Consider the following 17,436-nt stretch of genomic DNA (forward strand, 5'->3'; position numbering starts at 1 on the left):
CCTTATTCTGCCCAAACAACCCAGCCGTAGTGGGCGCTGGCCAACACCAGCAAGCCGAACACAATGCGGTACCAGGCAAAAAACGTGAAGTCGTGCGAGCTGATATAGCGCAGCAGCCAGCGCACGCACAGGAAGGCGGAAATGAAGGCGGCCACGGTACCCAGGCCGAACAGGGGCACGTGGGCGACCGACAGGATGTCGCGCGCCTTGTACAGCGAGTAGAAGGTGGCCGCCAGCAGGGTGGGGATGGCCAGGAAGAACGAAAATTCGGTGGCGGCCTTGCGCGACAGTCCCAGCAGCATGCCGCCGATGATGGTCGAGCCGGAACGGCTGGTGCCGGGAATCAGCGCGAACGCCTGGGCGCAGCCGACCTTAAGAGCATCAAGCGGACTCATATCTTCGACCGTATGTATGCGTACCGCGACCGGATTGTTGCGCGCGCGGCGTTCCACCAGCAGGATGATGATGCCGCCAATAATGAAGGCGGTCGCGACCGCGACAGGATTGAACAGCAGCGCCTTGATATTTTTGCCGAATTTCAAACCCAGCACGGCCAAGGGAATAAAGGCGATTGCCAGGTTCAGCACGAACATGCGCGAGCTGCACTTGGTGGTCAGGCTGCCCAGTACCGAGGCGATGCGTGCACGGTATTCCCAGCACACGGCCAGAATGGCACCTGCCTGGATGGCGATTTCAAATACCCCCATGACTTCTTTCGAGACATCCTTGGTAAAGTCGAGCAGGCTGCCGGCCAGGATCAGATGTCCCGTGGACGAAATCGGCAAGAATTCGGTAAAACCTTCGACCAGCCCCATGATGATGGCTTTTAGCGCAAGAATGAGATCCATAGATGTATACAAGGGTGTAATTGACAGGATGGGGTGTGTGCGTGGCGCCCGCAATGTGCGCGGGGTCGAAGCTTACCATGCCGCAGGCCCGTCGAGCCGATTTGGGCGCTGGCGGGCGGCGGTTTTTTGGCGCTGCCCGCCAGGCAAGGGGAGAGTTCAGGAAGCCTGTTTTGCCGGCGCGGCCAGGCGCGCGCTGGCCGCTACCAGCAGCAGCGCGCAGCCCAGCATGGCGAAGGCGATATTCAGGCTGGTGGCGTGGGCCACGAAACCGATGACGGCGGGACCGGCCAGGATGCCTGCGTAGCCGATGGTGGTAATGGCCGCCACGGCCAGGCTGGCCGGCATGGCGCTCTGCTTGCCCGCTGCCGTAAACAGGATGGGCACGATGTTTGCCGCGCCCAGCCCGATCAGCACGAAACCCAGCATGGCCAGGCCCGCCTGAGGTGCCAGTACGGCCAGGAAGAAGCCGCTGGCCGCGCACAGGCCGCCGAAAGTGAGTACCCGCTTGCCGCCGAAACGGCTGACCACCTTGTCGCCCGTAAAGCGTCCCACCGTCATGGCGATGGCGAAGGCGGCGTAGCCCAGGCCGCCCTTCGTTTCTTCCACGCCGCGCGTGGTGGTGAGGAACAGGGCGCTCCAGTCCAGAATCGCGCCTTCGGCGAGGAAAACGATGAAGCACAAGAGGCCGATGAGGATCACGGCGCCGTGCGGCATGACGAACAGGGGCGTCTTTTCGCCGGAGGCGGATGCCGTCGGCAGCAGATGGCCTTGCGCCGCGCCCAGTACGCCGCACAGCAGCAGCATCACCACCACGCAGGACCAGGCGGGGGACAAGCCCAGCCACAGCAGCAGGGCCATGCAGGCGGCACCGGCGAAGCCGCCCACGCTGAACAGCGCGTGAAAGCCCGACATCATGGCGCCGCCATTGGCTTTTTCGATGATCACGGCCTGGATATTGATGGCCACGTCGAAGGTGCCCATGGCCGCGCCGAACACCAGCAGTACCAGGCCCAGTTGCAGCGGCGTGGCCGCCAACGCCAGGCCGGGCAGGATGGCCGTCAGCAGCAGGCCGGCGCTGACGATGACCTTGCGGCAGCCGAAGCGGGCCGCCAGCATGCCCGTAAACGGCATCGCGCACAGCGAACCGGCGCCCAGGCACAGCAGCAAAATACCCAGGGTAGCTTCGTCGAGGCCCAGGCGCGACTTGGCGTAGGGAACCAGCGGGGCCCAGGCGGCCATGCCTAGGCCGGCGGCGAAGAAGACCAGGCGCGTGGCGCGTTGTTGCAGGGTGCCGGTGAGATGCATGGGAAAGTTTCCAGGAGTCAGTGTGAAGGAGTGTCGATCAGAATCAGGCGCGGGCGCGCAATACCTGCACGCCCAGCTGTGCAAAGGCGGCCGCGTGGGCCGCGTCGACGTCCGCTTCCAGCACCAGGTGCTGCAGCAAGCCCGTGGCCAACACGCCGAAGGGGGCGGCCGTGCCCAGCTTGTCGCTGGTGACGGCCACCACGACGGCCTTGCTGGCGCCCGCGATGCTGCGCTTGAATTCCGCTTCGTCGTAATTGAACGCCGTCACGCCCGCGTCCGCGTCGGCACCGCAGGCACCGAGGAAGCACAGGTCGGGATGCATGCGCTCGACCGTGCGCAGCGCTTGCGGACCCAGGCTGGCGCCGGCGCGGCGGTCGACCCGGCCGCCAGCCATGATCAGCTCGATTTCGGGACGCTCCATCAGGACCATGGCGATGGATGGCGCATTGGTGATGACAGTGAGCGCCAACTGCGGCAAGGCGCTGGCGATGGCCAGGTTGGTCGAGCCCGCATCGAGAAACAGCACCTGGCCCGTGCGCACGAGGGACACGGCCGCCTGCGCCAGGCGCGCCTTGCGCTCGGGCGCTTCCTGCTTGCGCTGCGTCAAGGTGCCGCCATCGGGCGCCAGCGGCAGGGCGCCGCCATACACGCGCTGGCACAGGCCGGCCGCCGCCATCTCGCGCAAGTCGCGCCGTATCGTGTCTTCGGACACATCGAGCTGGCGCGCCAGGTCCAGCGCCAGCACCCTGCCGTCGGCATGTAATTGTTGCTGGATCAATGCGTGGCGTTGTTTGAGGAGCAGAGTGGCGGACATATGAACTTATAAACGTGCAGGAATGTGCATGAATATACGCAAACGTGCAAACGCGGTCAATGCTTATCTGCGCGTCACGGCGGCCAACGGCTGGCTTACCGTGCAACTGCGGCGGCCTGCTTGCCTGCCTCTTCCAGCAGCCAGCCGCGAAAGGTCGCCAGGCGCGGCAGGCCTGCGGACTCCGGCCGGTAGACCACGTAGTAGGCCAGCGGCGAAAGAAAAGTCATCGCGCCGCACAGGCGTACCAGCCGCCCGGAGGCGATATCGTCATGCGCCATCACGCTGCGCGCCAGCGCCACGCCATGGCCCTCGGCCGCCGCCTGCAGCACCGCCGCCGAATTGTTGATCTTCATGCCGCGCGAGGCGGCGCTATCGCGCACGCCCGCCTTCTGCAGCCACGCTTCCCACGTTGGAAAATCGCCATGGCCATCCATCGACAGGTCGTGAATCAGCGTTTGCCGCGCCAGGTCGGCCGGCTGCCGCAATGGCGCATGCTGTTGCAGAAACGCGGGCGAACACACGGGATAGACTTCTTCATCCATCAATTTGTCGGCGCTCAGTCCCGGCCAGTTGCCGGTGCCGTAGCGCACGCCGATATCGATGCGTTGCGAGACGAAATCGACGGGCTTCAGACTGGTATCGAGCCGCACGTCGGTTTCCGGGCAGACCGATTGAAAGCGTTCAATCCGTGGCAACAGCCACTTGGCGGCGAAGGCGGGACTGACGGTCACCGTCAGCACCCCGTTGAGCGAACCTTCCTTGAGCCTTTCCAGACCCAGCAGCAAGCGGTCAAAGCCGGCGCGCAAATCCGGCAGCGCGCGCTCCGCGGCCTGCGTCGCCACCAGCCGCGTCTTGCCCGCCGTGTGCCGATGGAACAGCGGCGCGCCCAGCCAGTCTTCCAGGGCGCGCACCAACTGGCCCACGGCAGCGGGGCTGACGTTGAGTTCAGCGGCGGCGGCTGAAAAGCTCTGGTGGCGGGCGCTGGCTTCGAATGCCCGCAAGGCGTTCAGATGGATCGGTGTCTTCATGATTTTCTTCCATGGTGTCGCGTGATTATGCGTCTCTGCGTGGCTATTGTAGTCACTCCGCAGCCGTACCACTAAAGATTTTCTTTCAATAACTGACATTTAATCTGGTTTGTTCCCGTTCGCCGCCAAGCGCAGAATGCATTGCATCGCGGCAGTACACAACTGCCCGGAAGTTTTTCTTCAACAGCGCCTGCCTGACGGCGGGCATAGGAAAGGAATGAAAATGAGCAAGCAATTCGAAGGCAAGAAACTGCTGGTCGTGGGTGGCACCAGCGGCATGGGTCTGGCGACGGCACGCGTGGTGCTGGAGCAAGGCGGCAGCGCCGTGATCGTCGGCCACCGCGCAGAGAAAACCGAAGAGGCGCGCAAGGCATTGTCGGCGCTCGGCACGGTGTGGGTGGTGACCGCCGACCTGTCGAGCGACGCTGGCCTGGCCGCGCTGCTCAAAACGCTGGACGAACAGCATGCGGACATCGATCTGCTGGTCAACGCGGCCGGCGTGTTCTTCCCCAAACCGTTCCTCGAACACGGCGCCGCCGACTACGACCAGTATATGAATCTCAACAAGGCCTTGTTCTTCATCACGCAAAAGGTGGCCGCGCACCTGGTCGCCGGCGGACGCCCTGGGTCTATCGTCAACATCGGCTCGATGTGGGGCAAGCAGGCGATCGCCGCCACGCCATCGTCAGCGTATTCGATGGCCAAGGCCGGCCTGCACTCGCTGACCCAGCATCTGGCGATGGAACTGGCATCGAAGCAGATTCGCGTCAACGCCGTCTCGCCAGCCGTCGTGCAGACGCCGATCTACGAAGGTTTTATTCCGAAGGCGGAGGTCCATGAGGCGCTGCAGGGCTTCAACGGTTTCCACCCGATCGGCCGCGTGGGCACGCCGCTGGACGTGGCGGAAGTGGTGGCGTTTCTGCTGTCCGACAAGGCCGCCTGGGTGACCGGCGCGGTGTGGGACGTCGATGGCGGCGTGATGGCCGGCCGCAACTAAATACCTGGGGCAAGCCCGCCTTGCCCGCCTTTTCTTCACCTGATCATCAAGGAGCATCGCATGGCTTATCTGCAAATCACCCTCAAGATCGCCAACGCCAACCGTGCCGCGGCGGCTGGCGTCTATCAGCAGTACAAGGCGCCGTTCCTGGCCGGCATCGCGGGCGCGCAGTCGAAGCAATTGCTGATCCGCGAGGAAGACGTGCAAGTGCTGCATGGCTTCGACAGCGTGGGCAACGCCAATGCCTATCTGCAAAGCGCGCTGTTCAACAGCGACGTGGTGGTGGCGCTCACGCCGCTGCTGGACGCGGCGCCCGACGTGCGCATTTATACCGTGGCGTAAGCGGGCACCCGCCCGCTGCTACCTACTATTCCCTTTTTTGGAGCAAAAATCATGATGCAAGACTGGAACACCTACCGCGACTCCCTGCTGGAAAAAGTCGGCGATTACGCCGCGCAGAGCCCCGACGTGATGCGCGGCGTGATGGCCATCGACGGCGCCGCCGCCAAGACCGGCCACCTGGCGCCGAAGATCCACGAACTGATCGCGCTGGCGGTGGCCATCACCACGCGTTGCGACGGCTGCATCTCGGTGCACACGAGGAAAGCGGTGGAAGCTGGTGCGACCCTGGAAGAAATTTCCGAAGCGCTCGGCGTGGCGATCGCGCTCAATACGGGCGCCGCGCTGACGTATTCGGCGCGCGTGATGGAAGCCTACCAACAGCTGCCGAAGCAGTAAGCGCTGGCCGTTTTTTTCAACTGTGGAAGTTTGTCATGCTGATCAATGCCGATTTTTCGCGCCCCGTCATCCTGGCGCCGCACCAGTACCGCTGGGTCGCGTCGCCGCAGGGCGGCGTCGAGCGCATCATGCTCGATCGCATCGGCGCCGAGCAAGCGCGCGCAACGAGCATCGTGCGCTATGCGCCCGAATCCTTCTTCCCGCCGCATCGGCATCCGGGCGGCGAGGAAATCCTGGTCCTCGACGGCACGTTTTCCGAAGACGGCGTGGATTATCCCGCCGGCTGGTATTTGCGCAATCCGCCCGGCTCCAGCCACCGGCCGTCGAGCGGCGCGGGGGCGGTGATCTTCGTCAAGTTGCAGCAGATGCAGCCGCGCGAACAGCGCCACGTCCGCATCGACACCCGCGACCCCGCCAACTGGCGCGAGCAGCGGGGGCGGGCCGTCTGTCCGCTGTTCGACGATGCTGCCGAGCAGGTCAGCCTGCAGCGGCTGATGCCGCATGAAGCCTTGCTGGCCGAGGCAGGCGGCAGCCAGGAACTGCTGGTGCTCGAGGGCGAGGTGCGCGCACGCCAGCATGCCTGCGCGCCGCGCAGCTGGATGCGCCTGCCTGCCGGCACCTTGCCCGCCATCGTTGCCGGTGCGCAGGGAGCCACCGTTTACCTGAAAGTCCGGCATGTGGCGGACACGACTTTGAAAGGATCAGCATGCAACACGCAAGCATCATCATTATCGGCGCCGGCCTGAGCGGCCTGTACGCGGCCCACTTGCTGGAGCGGCTGGGCGTGGCCAATGTCGTCGTGCTCGAAGCGCGCGATTTCATCGGCGGGCGTATCGCCGGCATGCAGGCAGCTGGCGGCAGCGACCGCTTCGACCTGGGCCCGGCCTGGTTCTGGCCCGAGCAGCAGTACGCGCTGCACCAGCTGGTCGACGGGCTGGGGCTGCAGCGCTTCGCCCAGTACGACCAGGGCGACATGCTGTACCAGCGCGCCGCAGGGGAGGCGCCGGTGCGCATGCGCACGTACGCGAGCGCGCCGCCATCGATGCGCCTGATTGGCGGCATGAATGCGCTGACCGATGCCTTGCACGGCACCTTGCGCAGCACGCGCATCGTCACCGGACAACAGGTGCTGCGCCTGCGCCATGCGGCCGAGCACGTCGAAGTGGCGAGCGCGGATGCGGCGGGCGCCGTCACCGCGTGGCGCGCCGGCCACGTGCTGCTGGCATTGCCGCCGCGCCTGGCTGCCGCCGGTATCGCGTACGAGCCGGCCCTGCCTGCGACGCTGGCGCGCGAGTGGACCGCCACCGCCACCTGGATGGCGCCCCATGCGAAGTACGTCGCCGTCTACGAACGGCCGTTCTGGCGCGAACAGGGCTTGTCCGGTTCGGCGCGCAGCCAGAGCGGGCCGCTGGGCGAGATCCATGATGCCTCGATGCCGGGCGGCAGCGCTGCCCTGTTTGGTTTCCTGGCCGTGCCGGCACGCACGCGCCAGCGCCTGGACGATGGGGTCTTGCTGGCGCATTGCCGGGCCCAGCTGGTACGGCTGTTCGGCCCGCAAGCGGCCGCGCCGCGCACCGATGCCATCAAGGACTGGTCGCAGGATGCGCTGACCGCCACCGCCGCCGACCTCGACGCCGGCGGCGAGCACGCTCACGCCCCGGCAGCGGCGCCTGCGGCCGGTCCCTGGCAGGGCCGCCTGACGGCCATCGCCAGCGAATGGTCGCCGCGCTTTCCCGGCTATCTGGCCGGCGCGGTCGAGGCGGCCGCTCTGGGCGTGCAAGCCTGGCAAGCGGCGCAGCAGCGCCCGGCGATTCCGTGACTTAACTCAACGAAGGAGAAATGAAGATGAAAGCCACTTACCGCGCCATGCAAGTGAGCCGCCCCGGCGTGCTGGAACTGGTCGAGCGCGCCACGCCGCTGCCTGGCGTGGGCGAAGTCTTGATCGCCGTCGAAGCCTGCGGCATCTGTGGCGCCGACAGCGCCGATATCGACGGCGCCGACCCGGCGCTGCAGCCGCCGCGCGTGCCCGGTCACGAGGTGGTCGGGCGCATCGTCGCGCTGGGCGAACACACGCCGGGCATCTGGCAAATCGGCCAGCGCGTCGGCGTCGGCCGTCTGGGCGGCCACTGCAACGCCTGCCCGCCCTGCCGCCAAGGCCGTTTCCAGTTATGTCAGGACCAGCCGTTCGTGGGCGCCAGCCGCGACGGCGGCTATGCCGAGATGATGCTGGCGCGCGCCACCGGCCTGGTATCCATTCCCGGGCAGCTTGATGCGGAAGAGGCGGCGCCCATCCTGTGCGCCGGACTCGCCACCTTCAATGCGCTCAAGAAGAGCGGGGCGCAGGCGGGCGATACGGTCGCCATCCTGGGCATCGGCGGCCTGGGGCATATGGCCTTGCAGTATGCGCGCCGCATGGGCTTCAAGGTGGTGGCGATCGGGCGCGGCGGCGATATTGCGCAGGACGCGCTGGAGCTGGGCGCGCACGTGTATGTCGACAGCCTGACCGAGGATGCGGCCGCCGTGCTGCAAGCGCATGGCGGGGCGCAGGCGGTCATCACCACCGTCTCCAGCGCGGCCGCCGTGACGGCGCTGATGGATGGCCTGGCGCCAGCCGGACGGCTGGTCGTGCTGGGCGCGGGCAAGGATCCGCTGCTCGTGTCTTCCGGTAAATTGGTGGTGGGCGAACGCGGCGTGCTCGGCTCGATCACCGGCACGCCGTATGACAATGAAAAGACGCTTGCTTTCAGCGTGCTGGCCGACGTGCGTCCGCGTATCGTAACCATGCCGCTGGAACGTGCGGCCGAAGCCTGTCAGCGCATGCAGTCCGGGGACGTCAAGTTCCGCATGGTGCTGACCATGTTGCCGAAGGCCTAGGCATTCTCTTCAAGTCTGCGGTGCCGTTGCCTGCTCCAGGTCGTCGAGCCAGCGTATCGCCTGTTCGCGGCTGGCGCCGCACATCTCTGCCGACGGCTGCAATCCTGCGCAGAACGCCGGCCGTTCCGGCTGTCCGAAAATGCGGCAGCGGCTATCGTCTCCCAGCTGCACGCAGCGGACGCCAGCGGGTTTCCCGTTCGGCATGCCCGGTATCGGACTGGTGATGGAGGGAGCGATGCAGCACGCTCCGCAGTGGTCGCGGCAGTTCATGGTTATTCTTTAGTGGACGACCAGCTTGCCATCCGGCTGCCAGGGAGCAGGCGCAGGACGGCATGGCGATGGCTGGAAAGGGATCAGGGGCCGACAGTATAGCAAGTCGGCGCGGCCTGCCGCTTCCCGCCGCTTGCCTAGCGCACGATGCTGACGCGCTTGCCCGACAAAGTGCGGCGGGCCGGATCGCCATGCACGGTGATGCGGCCGGAACCGCTGGCGCGGGCGTTGACTTCATTCTGGACGGTCACGTCGATGTCGCCGGAACCGTTGCTCGCCAGATAGGCAACGTCGCTGCGCAGGGCAGCCAGGTTGATGTCGCCCGAGCCATTCACGTTGGCGTCGAGACGCTGCACGGCGCCGCTGGCGCTGATGCTGCCCGAGCCGTTGACGGCCACGTTGACGCGTTCGCCGCGTACATTGCCCAGCTGTATGCTGCCCGAACCGTTTTGCACCGCGTCCGTGTTGCCGCTGGCGAGGGCCGCCGCGTTGATGCTGCCCGAGCCATAGTTGGCCACGTCGAAGCGTCCCACCGTGCCCGACAGTTCGCTCTTCATCGAACCGCGCTGCTCCAGGCTGAAATCGTCGCCATTGAAACCGCTGGCCACCAGGCGGCCCGAGCCGGAAATGGTGATCTTCTTCAATTGCGGCGTCGTATAGATGACGTGGATACCATTGCTGCTGCGAATGTTCGTATCACTCCAGATGCGCAGGGTATTGCCGCTCACTTCGCTGTGGATGCGCGGCTGCAGATTGCTGTCCGCTTCGATCACCAGCGATGTGGCCGGCCCCACGCGCACGTCGATCTTGATATCGATGCGCTTCATGCTGTCGATGTCGAGCGTGTTGATGTTGCTGACCTGGCGCACGTCGCGGCTCACTTGCTCGTTGCCCTGGATGGCATTGCCACCCGAATCGGCATGGCGCACTTCGCCATCGTTGGGGTGGATGACGATGGCGCAACCGCCGAGGGCAAGAGCACAGCACAGGGCCAGCAAGGTACGCATGGTGTTTCCTTTATGATTGTTTTAATGTGGGAAAAAGCCGGCTGCCGCGCCGCGGCTGCCGTGCCGTCGATGACAAGGTAGCAAATCCGACACGCTTGCTCAGTGGAAATGCGATGAACTGCGCAAAACGGGGGCTGAAACGCATTCTGCTTCTTTTGGCGCGACAGGTCCTGCGCCAGAGGAGGTGCCGCCAACGTTGACACGGAGCGTACAATACCCGTGTTCAGCATACGGGGCGGTGCCCCGCGTCGCCCGTGCTTGACCTTGCCCGTAGACAGGGCTACTATTAATGACTCAAAAGTAAGTTATTTGGAAAGACACATGCAAGCCCCGATTGATACCAAGCCCCGCTGGGAGCGGCGCAAGGATGCCCGCCCGCAGGAATTGCTCGCCGCCGCCCTCGACCTGTTTGTCGAACGGGGCTTTGCATCGACGCGCCTGGAAGATGTGGCCAAGCGGGCGGGCGTGTCGAAAGGCACCCTGTACCTGTACTTTGAGAATAAACAAGAGCTGTTCAAAGCCGTCGTGCGCGACAATATCGTGCAGTCGATCGGCGAGGCGGAAGACAGCATGGCCGCTTCGGACAGCAGCAGCGCCGAATTGTTGCGCAAGGTAATGATGCAGTGGTGGGAAGAATTCGGCGCCACCAAACTGGCCGGTTTGACCAAGCTGATGCTGGCCGAAGCGAACAATTTCCCGGAACTGGCGCAGTTTTACAACGAAGAAGTCGTCGCGCGCGGCAATGGACTGATCGTCAGTCTGCTGGAACGGGGCATGCAGCGGGGCGAATTCCGCCAGATCGATCCCGTGCTGGTCAGCACCATCCTCAGCGCACCCGTCACCATGCTCATGATGTGGACGCACTCCTTCGTGCCGTGCGAGGTCAAGGATATCGATCCGCTCGCCTATATGGATGCTTTTATCGACATGAGCTTGCGCAGCCTGCAGGCGGAGGCGCCCGGGAAAAGCTGATGCACCGGGCCTGGCTACTACCGTTCAGTTACCCCTTTTCCAAGGTTCGCCCCCCCAAATCTGCAGATCGTCGCAAATTTCCTCCATTCCCCGCCTTTATGGTTAACATGTGCTTTCAGCCAGTTCAACGATAAAATGGCGGATTATTACTTCACTTACCGAGTCCAAAGATGAATATCGAACAAGCCCGCTTCAATATGATCGAACAGCAGATCCGTCCATGGGACGTACTGGATATCGACGTGCTGGAGCTGTTGAACGTGGTCAAGCGTGAAAATTTCGTGCCGGCCGCCTATAAAAACCTGGCCTTCGTCGATACGGAAATTCCACTGGGCGGCGGCGAATGCATGTTCACGCCAAAGCTGGAAGCGCGTATTTTGCAAGACGTAGCCGTCAAGAAGCATGAAAATGTGCTGGAAATCGGCACCGGCAGCGGTTACATGGCCGCGTTGCTGGCGCACAAGGCGCGTCATGTGACGAGCGTGGAAATCGTTCCCCAATTGAAAGCCCTGGCCGAGCAGAACCTGGCCGCCAACGGCGTGACCAACGTGACCGTGGAACTGGGCGACGGCGCCCAGGGCTGGAGCAAGGGTGCACCCTACGACGTGATCGTCGTGTCCGGCGCCCTGGCCGTGCTGCCGGAAGCGCTGTTGCAACAAGTCAAAGTCGGCGGCCGCATCCTGGCGATCATCGGCGAAGCGCCGATCATGTCGGCGCACCTGATCACGCGCAGCTCGGACAAAGCCTATGACACGCGCAAGCTGTTTGAAACCAATGTCACGCCGCTGCAAGCTGTGGCACCGTCGCATTTCCAGTTCTGAGGCGACCGATTCGATGGAGCATTTGAGTGCACCGCAGCTGGCCGCCTGGCTGGCTGACCCTTCCCGCCCGCGTCCGTTCTTGCTGGACGTGCGGGAACAATGGGAGTTCGACCTGTGCCACCTCGACGGTGCCACCTTGATGCAGATGAACTCGATTCCCGCGCGCATCGATGACCTCGATGAAGACGCCGAAATCGTCTGCATTTGCCATCACGGCATGCGCAGCATGCAAGTGGCGGCCTTCCTGGAGCGCAATGGTTTTGGCAAGATCAGTAATTTGACGGGCGGCGTGCATGCCTGGGCGCTGCAAGTCGACAGCGCCATGCCGAAATACTAAGTGAATTCGCAGTAGATGCACTTCCAGGCATGTTTTCCTGCATGCCTGCGGAGGCCTGTACCCCGCTCCTGCCGGCGCGGCCGCCAGGCAGGCTGTAACCGATTTTTGATTCCATCAACTTTTGACGACTCCAACGGAGAAATGCAATGCGGAAACCCCTTATCGCCGTGCTGATGACCAGCGCCTTTGTCTCGATGACATGCTCGCTGCAAGCGCAGGCGGCCGATCTCATCCAGGTGTACCAGCAGGCGCTGGCCAATGACGCGCAGTACGCCAGTGCGCGCGCGGCCCTGTCTGCCGGGATGGAGCGGGTTCCGCAGGGGCTGGCAGGCTTGCTGCCGCAAATCTCCGCCTCGGGCAGCAATACGCGCGGCAATCAGGAACAGATTATCCAGAACAATGGCGGCAACAAGATCACTTCGCCGTCCGTCAACGTCCGCGCGAACAGCTACAACCTGACCCTGGCGCAGCCGCTGTTCCGCTGGGACCGTTGGGAAACCTACCAGCAAAGCAAGCTGGCGCAGGCGATTGCCGAAGCGCAATTTGCGCAAGTCCAGCAAGACTTGATCACGCGCGTGGCGCAAGCGTATTTCGACGTATTGAGTGCGCAAGACAACCTGGGCGCCACGCAGGCGCAAAAAGTGGCCACGACGGAGCAGTTGGCATCGGCCAAGCGCAACTTCGAAGTCGGCACGCAAACAATTACCGACACGCACGAAGCGCAAGCGGCCTACGACTTGGTCGTGGCGCAGGAATTTGCCGCCATCAATGACCTGGCCAACAAGCGCAGCGCCCTGCAAACCATCATCGGCGAAGCGCCGACGAGCCTGGCGCCGATGCGCGCGGGCGTGGTCATCAGCGCGCCGGAACCGGCCGCCATCGAGCCGTGGGTGAGCTCGGCGGAAGAGCAGAACTACAGCGTCGTCACGGCCCAGTTCAACGTGGAATCGGCCAAGCGCGACATCGGCCGCAACCGCGCCGGCCACTATCCGACCCTGGATCTGATCGCCAACACGGGCCACACCTACACGTCCGGTGGCGGCAATGGTAGCGGCAATAACAACAACGCCATCGGCGTGCAGTGGAGCATCCCCATCTTCAGCGGCTTTGCCGTGACGAGCAAGGTGCGCGAATCGATCGCGCTGGAAAACAAGGCCCGCAACGATCTGGAAACGGCACGCCGCACGGCATCGCAAGGCGCGCGCCAGGCTTTCCTCGGCGTCAATAGCGGCCTGGCGCAAGTCAAGGCGCTGGAAGCGGCGGAAGTGTCGAGCAAGTCGGCGCTGGAGTCGAACCAGCTCGGCTATCAAGTGGGCGTGCGCATCAATATCGACGTCTTGAATGCGCAGAAACAATTGTTCTCGACGCAAAAAGACCTGTCGAAAGCCCGCTACGACACCATCATGAACGGCTTGCGCCTGAAGGCCGCGGCCGGCACCCTGAAGGAAACGGACTTGATGCCCGTCAACGCCTTGCTCGTCAAGTAAGCGCGCTCTGCTCTACATGAAAACCAGCCCCGGCAACGGCGCTGGTTTTTTTTCGCCTTGACGTGTGCTCACACGGCGCGGCTGTTGGCGAACTGGGTCAGCACGACACCGGCCACCACCAGGCCCGCGCCGGCCCAGTGCAGCGGAGAAATATGTTTGACGGCAAAACCCAGCAAGCCGTAGCGGTCGATGGCCAGCGCGGCCAGCATCTGCCCGCCGATGACGGCCGCCATGAAGGGGCCGGAACCCATGCGCGGCGCCAGCATCAGCGCGGCCGTAATATAAAACACGCCGGCCGCGCCACCGAGCCAGGACCAGCCCGGCCCGCGCACGGCGAGGTGCAAATCGGGCGCCGGCACCCGCCAGGCCAGCATCACGAGCGACGCGAGCACGGCGCTGACGGCCAGCGAGGCGATGGTGGCCCACAGCGGGTGGCCCAGATTGCGGCCCAGCGCCGCATTCGCGCCCGCCTGGAAAGGGACGACGGCGCCGGCCAGCATGGCCAGCGGGGCAAACAAGGTGATCCATCCGTGCATGTGCGACTCCCTGCGTGTTGAGTTGATGGCGTCATCGTATTATGCTGTCATGATTAAATCCAATTCGTATTTTGTCATTAAACTATGCACCAAATGAATAATTTGCGCGCCGTCGATTTGAACTTGCTGGTAATCCTCGAAGCGCTGCTGAGCGAGCGCCATCTGTCGCGCGCGGCGGAACGCCTGCACATGAGCCAGCCAGCCGTCAGCCATGCGCTGGCGCGCCTGCGCCATCTGCTCGACGACCCGCTGCTGCTGCGCGGCAAGGGCGGTTTCCAGCCGACGGCGCGCGCACTGGCGCTGGCGCGGCCGCTGGCCGAAGCCCTGCAAAGCGTGCGCTCCGTGCTCGGTGGCGCTGTCTTCGACGCGGCCACGGCGCAGCGCGGGTTTCGCCTGGCCATGTCGGATTACGGTGCGGCATTGATCTTGCCCGCTTTGCTGCGGCGTTTGCGCGTGGAAGCGCCCGGCATCGACGTGGCCGTCAGCTATGCCAGCCGTTCTGCCGTGATGGCCGGCGTGCAGGATGGCGAGATCGATCTGGCGCTGGGCGTGTTCCCGCAACTGCCCGAGCAGTTGCATAGAGAAACTTTATTCGAGGAAACGTTCGTTTGCGCACTCGATCCGGCCAGCCTGGCGTCGGGCGAATCCTTGAGCTTGCAGACCTATCTGGCGCGCCCCCATGTGCTGGTGGCGTCCGGCGAAGGCGGCATGGCGGCCGAAGTCGACGCGGCGCTGGCGCAGCTGGGCCAGGCGCGCCGCATCGCCGTGCGCGTGCCGTACTGGACGGTCGCACCGGATGTCGTGATGGGGACGGATTTGATCCTGACGGTGGCGCGGCGCGCCTTGCACGGCAGCGTGGCGCAAGGGCTGGCGCTGTGCTCCGCGCCGTTTGCCATCGCACCGTTTGCGTTTGAAGCGATACGGCACCGCCGCACGGACGGCGATGCGGGCATCGCCTGGCTGCGCGCGGCCATTGCGTCGGCCGCCGGGCCAGGCTGACGTCTTACAGGCCGGCGCCCTGGCCGTCGAACTTGCGTTCGATCAATTCGATCTTGTAGCCATCCGGATCGGTGATGAAGGCGATGACCGTGTTGCCGCCCTTGACGGGGCCCGGTTCGCGCGTGACGTTGCCGCCATTCGCGCGTGCCGCGTCGCAAGCGGCGACGATATCGTCGGCCGAGATGGCGATGTGGCCATACGCCGTGCCCAGCTCGTAGCTGGTGGTGCCATAGTTATACGTCAGTTCCAGTTCCGCGTGGTCGGGATTCGAACCATAGCCGACGAAGGCCAGCGTGTACTGGTATTCCGGATTGTCGCTGGTGCGCAGCAATTTCATGCCCAGGACGTTCGTGTAAAAGTCGATGGAGCGCTGCAGGTCGCCGACCCGTAACATGGTGTGCAAAATACGCATCGTAAATCCTTGATATGAATAGGGGAATGGCAGGATTTTATGCGTTTTACGGCTTTCTTGCCGAGACAGCCCCGGCTGCCCTGGTGGCAGGACAGCCGCGGACGGTGACGTTAGTGCCTCTGGAATTACTCCAGACGGGCGTCCAGCGTGATTTCCGTGGCCAGCAACTTCGATACGGGGCAACCGAGCTTGGCGCGCAGGGCCGCGTCCTGGAACGCTTCGTCGGTGGCGCCGGGAATGGTGGCCACCAGGGTCAGGTGCACGGCCGTGATGGCATAGCTGCCATCGATTTTTTCCAGGCTGACGTCGGCCGTGGTTTTCAGGGCCGTGGCGCGCAAGCCCGCCTCGCCCAGTTGGCCGGACAGGGCCATGGTGAAGCAGGCCGCGTGGGCCGCGCCGATCAGTTCTTCCGGATTGCTGCCGGGACCATCTTCGAAGCGCGTGTTGAAACCATAGGCCACATTGTCGAGTGCGCCGCTTTGGGTGGAAATAAATCCTTTGCCATCCTTAAGGCCGCCACTCCAGACGGCTGATCCTGTTTTTTTCATGATGTACTCCTTGCGTGGTTCGAAGGTCCATCATGCGCGTGGCATCCTTGCCCTTCCGTTCGTTGTGCCACACAGGGGGCGCATGCGCGGCGCCAATGTGTTCACGGCGCCGGCGTGACGCGCCAGATGACATTGCCCACGTCGTCCGCCACCAGCAGCGCGCCTGCCTTGTCGACGGCCACGCCGACGGGGCGTCCTTGCGCCTTGCCGTTGCTGTCGAGGAAACCGGCGACGACGTCCTGCGGCGGCCCGCTGGGTACGCCATCGGCGAAGGGCACATAAATGACTTTATAGCCGCTGAAGGGCTTGCGGTTCCACGAGCCGTGCTGGCCGATGAAGGCGCCGCCCCGGTAGCGTTCCGGCAGCAGGGTGGCATCATAAAACGCCAGTCCCAGCGAGGCCGTATGCGCGCCCAGCGCGTAGTCGGGTGCAACAGCCGTGGCCACCAGTTCGGGACGGGGCGGCTTGACCCGCGCATCGACGTGCTGGCCGAAATAACTGTAGGGCCAGCCATAAAAGGCGCCGTCCTTGACGGACGTCATGTAGTCGGGCACCAGGTCGTTGCCCAGCTCGTCGCGCTCATTGACGGCCGTCCACAGGGCGCCCGTCCTGGGCTGCCAGGCCAGGCCGACGGGGTTGCGCAAGCCCGTCGCATACACGCGGGCCTTGCCCGTCGCGCGCGTGAATTGCCAGATGGCGGCGCGGCCATCTTCGGCCGCCATGCCGTTTTCGCCCACGTTGCTGTTCGAACCGACGGCAACATAGAGAAATTTGCCGTCGGGGCTGGCGATGACGTTCTTGGTCCAGTGGTGATTGATGGGGCCGCCCGGCAAATCCATCACCTTGACGCCGGGCGCCGTGATGGCTGTCTGGCCTTCCTTGTAAGGAAAACGCATCAAGGCGTCGGCATTGGCGATGTACAGCTCGTTACCCACCAGGGCCATGCCGAACGGCGAGTTCAGTCCTTGCAGGAACACGCTGCGCGTCTGCGCCACGCCACTCGCGTCGACGCCGCGCAGCAGGGTGATGCGGTTGGCGCTGGGCGTGGCCGCGCCCGCCTTTTTCATCTGCATCTGCATGATCGCGCCCTTGATGCCCTTGCTGTCGTCCGGTTTCGGCGGGGCGTTCGTTTCCGCCACGAGCACGTCGCCATTCGGCAAGACGTACAGCCAGCGCGGATGGTCGAGGTCGCGCGCATACGCATGGATGGCCAGGCCCGCCGCGACAGCGGGGTGCTGCGCTGCCGTCCAGCGCTGCACGGGGGCGACGTTGACGGTAGGAATCAGTTGTTTGTCCGGTGCGGGCAGGGTGGGCTGCGGGCCGAAGCCCACGGGCATGGCGGGCGCCTGGGCATGGGCGAGATGGGCGCCGCAGGCAGCGGCCAGCAGGAAGGAACGGGCGTAACGGTGCATGGCGTACTCCGGAGCATGAACAGTGCGGGTA

General features: G+C 64.4%; 21 protein-coding genes. 11 read left to right on the top strand and 10 right to left on the bottom strand.

Translation table 11 applies throughout. The features are described 5' to 3' along the window. Positions 1–2: 2 nt before the first annotated feature. The 4 genes from IGS60_RS00640 to gcvA form a co-directional block, all read right to left on the bottom strand. On the bottom strand, positions 3–848 hold the full coding sequence (locus IGS60_RS00640; protein ID WP_099409037.1) for an undecaprenyl-diphosphate phosphatase: 846 nt from the start codon (positions 846–848) through the stop codon (positions 3–5). A 156-nt stretch (positions 849–1,004) separates the two neighbouring features. Next, a complete protein-coding gene (locus tag IGS60_RS00645) occupies positions 1,005–2,153 on the bottom strand; it encodes an MFS transporter (protein WP_230501775.1) in 1,149 nt (382 codons plus the stop codon). Positions 2,154–2,196: 43 nt separating this feature from the next. Further along, on the bottom strand, positions 2,197–2,967 hold the full coding sequence (locus tag IGS60_RS00650; protein ID WP_230501777.1) for a DeoR/GlpR family DNA-binding transcription regulator: 771 nt from the start codon (positions 2,965–2,967) through the stop codon (positions 2,197–2,199). A gap of 95 nt (positions 2,968–3,062) precedes the next feature. Continuing rightward, a complete protein-coding gene (gene gcvA / locus IGS60_RS00655) occupies positions 3,063–3,995 on the bottom strand; it encodes a transcriptional regulator GcvA (protein WP_070220488.1) in 933 nt (310 codons plus the stop codon). Positions 3,996–4,218: 223 nt separating this feature from the next. On the opposite strand from gcvA, the gene IGS60_RS00660 reads away from it, so the two are divergent. The 6 genes from IGS60_RS00660 to IGS60_RS00685 are packed head-to-tail and all read left to right on the top strand — an operon-like array spanning position 4,219 to position 8,604. After that, complete coding sequence (locus IGS60_RS00660; RefSeq protein ID WP_230501779.1) at positions 4,219–4,992, top strand: SDR family NAD(P)-dependent oxidoreductase; 774 nt, start codon at positions 4,219–4,221, stop codon at positions 4,990–4,992. A 60-nt stretch (positions 4,993–5,052) separates the two neighbouring features. Beyond that, positions 5,053–5,334, top strand: a complete 282-nt coding sequence (locus tag IGS60_RS00665; RefSeq protein ID WP_070220486.1) for a hypothetical protein — start codon at positions 5,053–5,055, stop codon at positions 5,332–5,334. 51 nt (positions 5,335–5,385) lie between these two features. Further along, complete coding sequence (locus IGS60_RS00670) at positions 5,386–5,730, top strand: carboxymuconolactone decarboxylase family protein (protein WP_070311714.1); 345 nt, start codon at positions 5,386–5,388, stop codon at positions 5,728–5,730. Between the two features lie 35 nt (positions 5,731–5,765). Then, entirely contained in the window at positions 5,766–6,476 is a 711-nt protein-coding gene (locus IGS60_RS00675) for a cupin domain-containing protein (protein WP_230501783.1), read from the top strand. Then, positions 6,437–7,549, top strand: coding sequence for an FAD-dependent oxidoreductase (locus IGS60_RS00680; RefSeq protein WP_230501785.1), 1,113 nt, complete (start codon positions 6,437–6,439; stop codon positions 7,547–7,549). Before IGS60_RS00675 ends, IGS60_RS00680 begins: the two co-directional genes overlap by 40 nt. Positions 7,550–7,575: 26 nt before the next feature. After that, entirely contained in the window at positions 7,576–8,604 is a 1,029-nt protein-coding gene (locus IGS60_RS00685; RefSeq protein ID WP_230501787.1) for an alcohol dehydrogenase, read from the top strand. Between the two features lie 9 nt (positions 8,605–8,613). Here IGS60_RS00685 and IGS60_RS00690 read toward each other — a convergent pair whose 3' ends face one another. Both IGS60_RS00690 and IGS60_RS00695 read right to left on the bottom strand, forming a co-directional pair. Next, the gene (locus IGS60_RS00690; protein WP_070220477.1) at positions 8,614–8,874 is read right to left on the bottom strand and encodes a YkgJ family cysteine cluster protein; all 261 of its coding nucleotides are present in this window, start codon (positions 8,872–8,874) and stop codon (positions 8,614–8,616) included. A gap of 137 nt (positions 8,875–9,011) precedes the next feature. Continuing rightward, on the bottom strand, positions 9,012–9,881 hold the full coding sequence (locus IGS60_RS00695) for a head GIN domain-containing protein (protein ID WP_230501789.1): 870 nt from the start codon (positions 9,879–9,881) through the stop codon (positions 9,012–9,014). A gap of 321 nt (positions 9,882–10,202) precedes the next feature. Here IGS60_RS00695 and IGS60_RS00700 point away from each other — a divergent pair, with 321 nt between their 5' ends. From IGS60_RS00700 to IGS60_RS00715, 4 genes are all read left to right on the top strand, one after another. Beyond that, positions 10,203–10,853 carry a TetR/AcrR family transcriptional regulator gene (locus tag IGS60_RS00700; RefSeq protein WP_070220474.1) on the top strand — a complete coding sequence of 217 codons (651 nt, stop codon included), beginning with the start codon at positions 10,203–10,205 and terminating at the stop codon, positions 10,851–10,853. A gap of 170 nt (positions 10,854–11,023) precedes the next feature. Further along, complete coding sequence (locus tag IGS60_RS00705; protein ID WP_230501791.1) at positions 11,024–11,674, top strand: protein-L-isoaspartate O-methyltransferase; 651 nt, start codon at positions 11,024–11,026, stop codon at positions 11,672–11,674. 13 nt (positions 11,675–11,687) lie between these two features. Beyond that, a complete protein-coding gene (locus IGS60_RS00710) occupies positions 11,688–12,011 on the top strand; it encodes a rhodanese-like domain-containing protein (protein ID WP_034788759.1) in 324 nt (107 codons plus the stop codon). 146 nt (positions 12,012–12,157) lie between these two features. Further along, positions 12,158–13,498: a TolC family outer membrane protein gene (locus IGS60_RS00715; RefSeq protein ID WP_070290871.1), complete on the top strand. Its 1,341-nt coding sequence runs from the start codon at positions 12,158–12,160 to the stop codon at positions 13,496–13,498. A 68-nt stretch (positions 13,499–13,566) separates the two neighbouring features. Here the strand turns inward: IGS60_RS00715 and IGS60_RS00720 are convergent, their stop codons facing one another. Further along, positions 13,567–14,034: a DMT family transporter gene (locus IGS60_RS00720; RefSeq protein WP_070220468.1), complete on the bottom strand. Its 468-nt coding sequence runs from the start codon at positions 14,032–14,034 to the stop codon at positions 13,567–13,569. 93 nt (positions 14,035–14,127) lie between these two features. On the opposite strand from IGS60_RS00720, the gene IGS60_RS00725 reads away from it, so the two are divergent. Next, complete coding sequence (locus tag IGS60_RS00725) at positions 14,128–15,033, top strand: LysR family transcriptional regulator (RefSeq protein ID WP_230501793.1); 906 nt, start codon at positions 14,128–14,130, stop codon at positions 15,031–15,033. 4 nt (positions 15,034–15,037) lie between these two features. Here IGS60_RS00725 and gloA read toward each other — a convergent pair whose 3' ends face one another. The 3 genes from gloA to IGS60_RS00740 form a co-directional block, all read right to left on the bottom strand. Continuing rightward, complete coding sequence (gene gloA, locus IGS60_RS00730; protein ID WP_086137871.1) at positions 15,038–15,445, bottom strand: lactoylglutathione lyase; 408 nt, start codon at positions 15,443–15,445, stop codon at positions 15,038–15,040. A 125-nt stretch (positions 15,446–15,570) separates the two neighbouring features. Further along, positions 15,571–15,993: an OsmC family protein gene (locus IGS60_RS00735; RefSeq protein ID WP_070220462.1), complete on the bottom strand. Its 423-nt coding sequence runs from the start codon at positions 15,991–15,993 to the stop codon at positions 15,571–15,573. Positions 15,994–16,094: 101 nt separating this feature from the next. Further along, positions 16,095–17,405 carry a sorbosone dehydrogenase family protein gene (locus tag IGS60_RS00740; RefSeq protein ID WP_230501795.1) on the bottom strand — a complete coding sequence of 437 codons (1,311 nt, stop codon included), beginning with the start codon at positions 17,403–17,405 and terminating at the stop codon, positions 16,095–16,097. Between the last annotated feature and the right edge of the window lie 31 nt (positions 17,406–17,436).

It is taken from the genome of Janthinobacterium sp. FW305-128, from assembly GCF_020858135.1.
Lineage (GTDB): Bacteria > Pseudomonadota > Gammaproteobacteria > Burkholderiales > Burkholderiaceae_D > Janthinobacterium.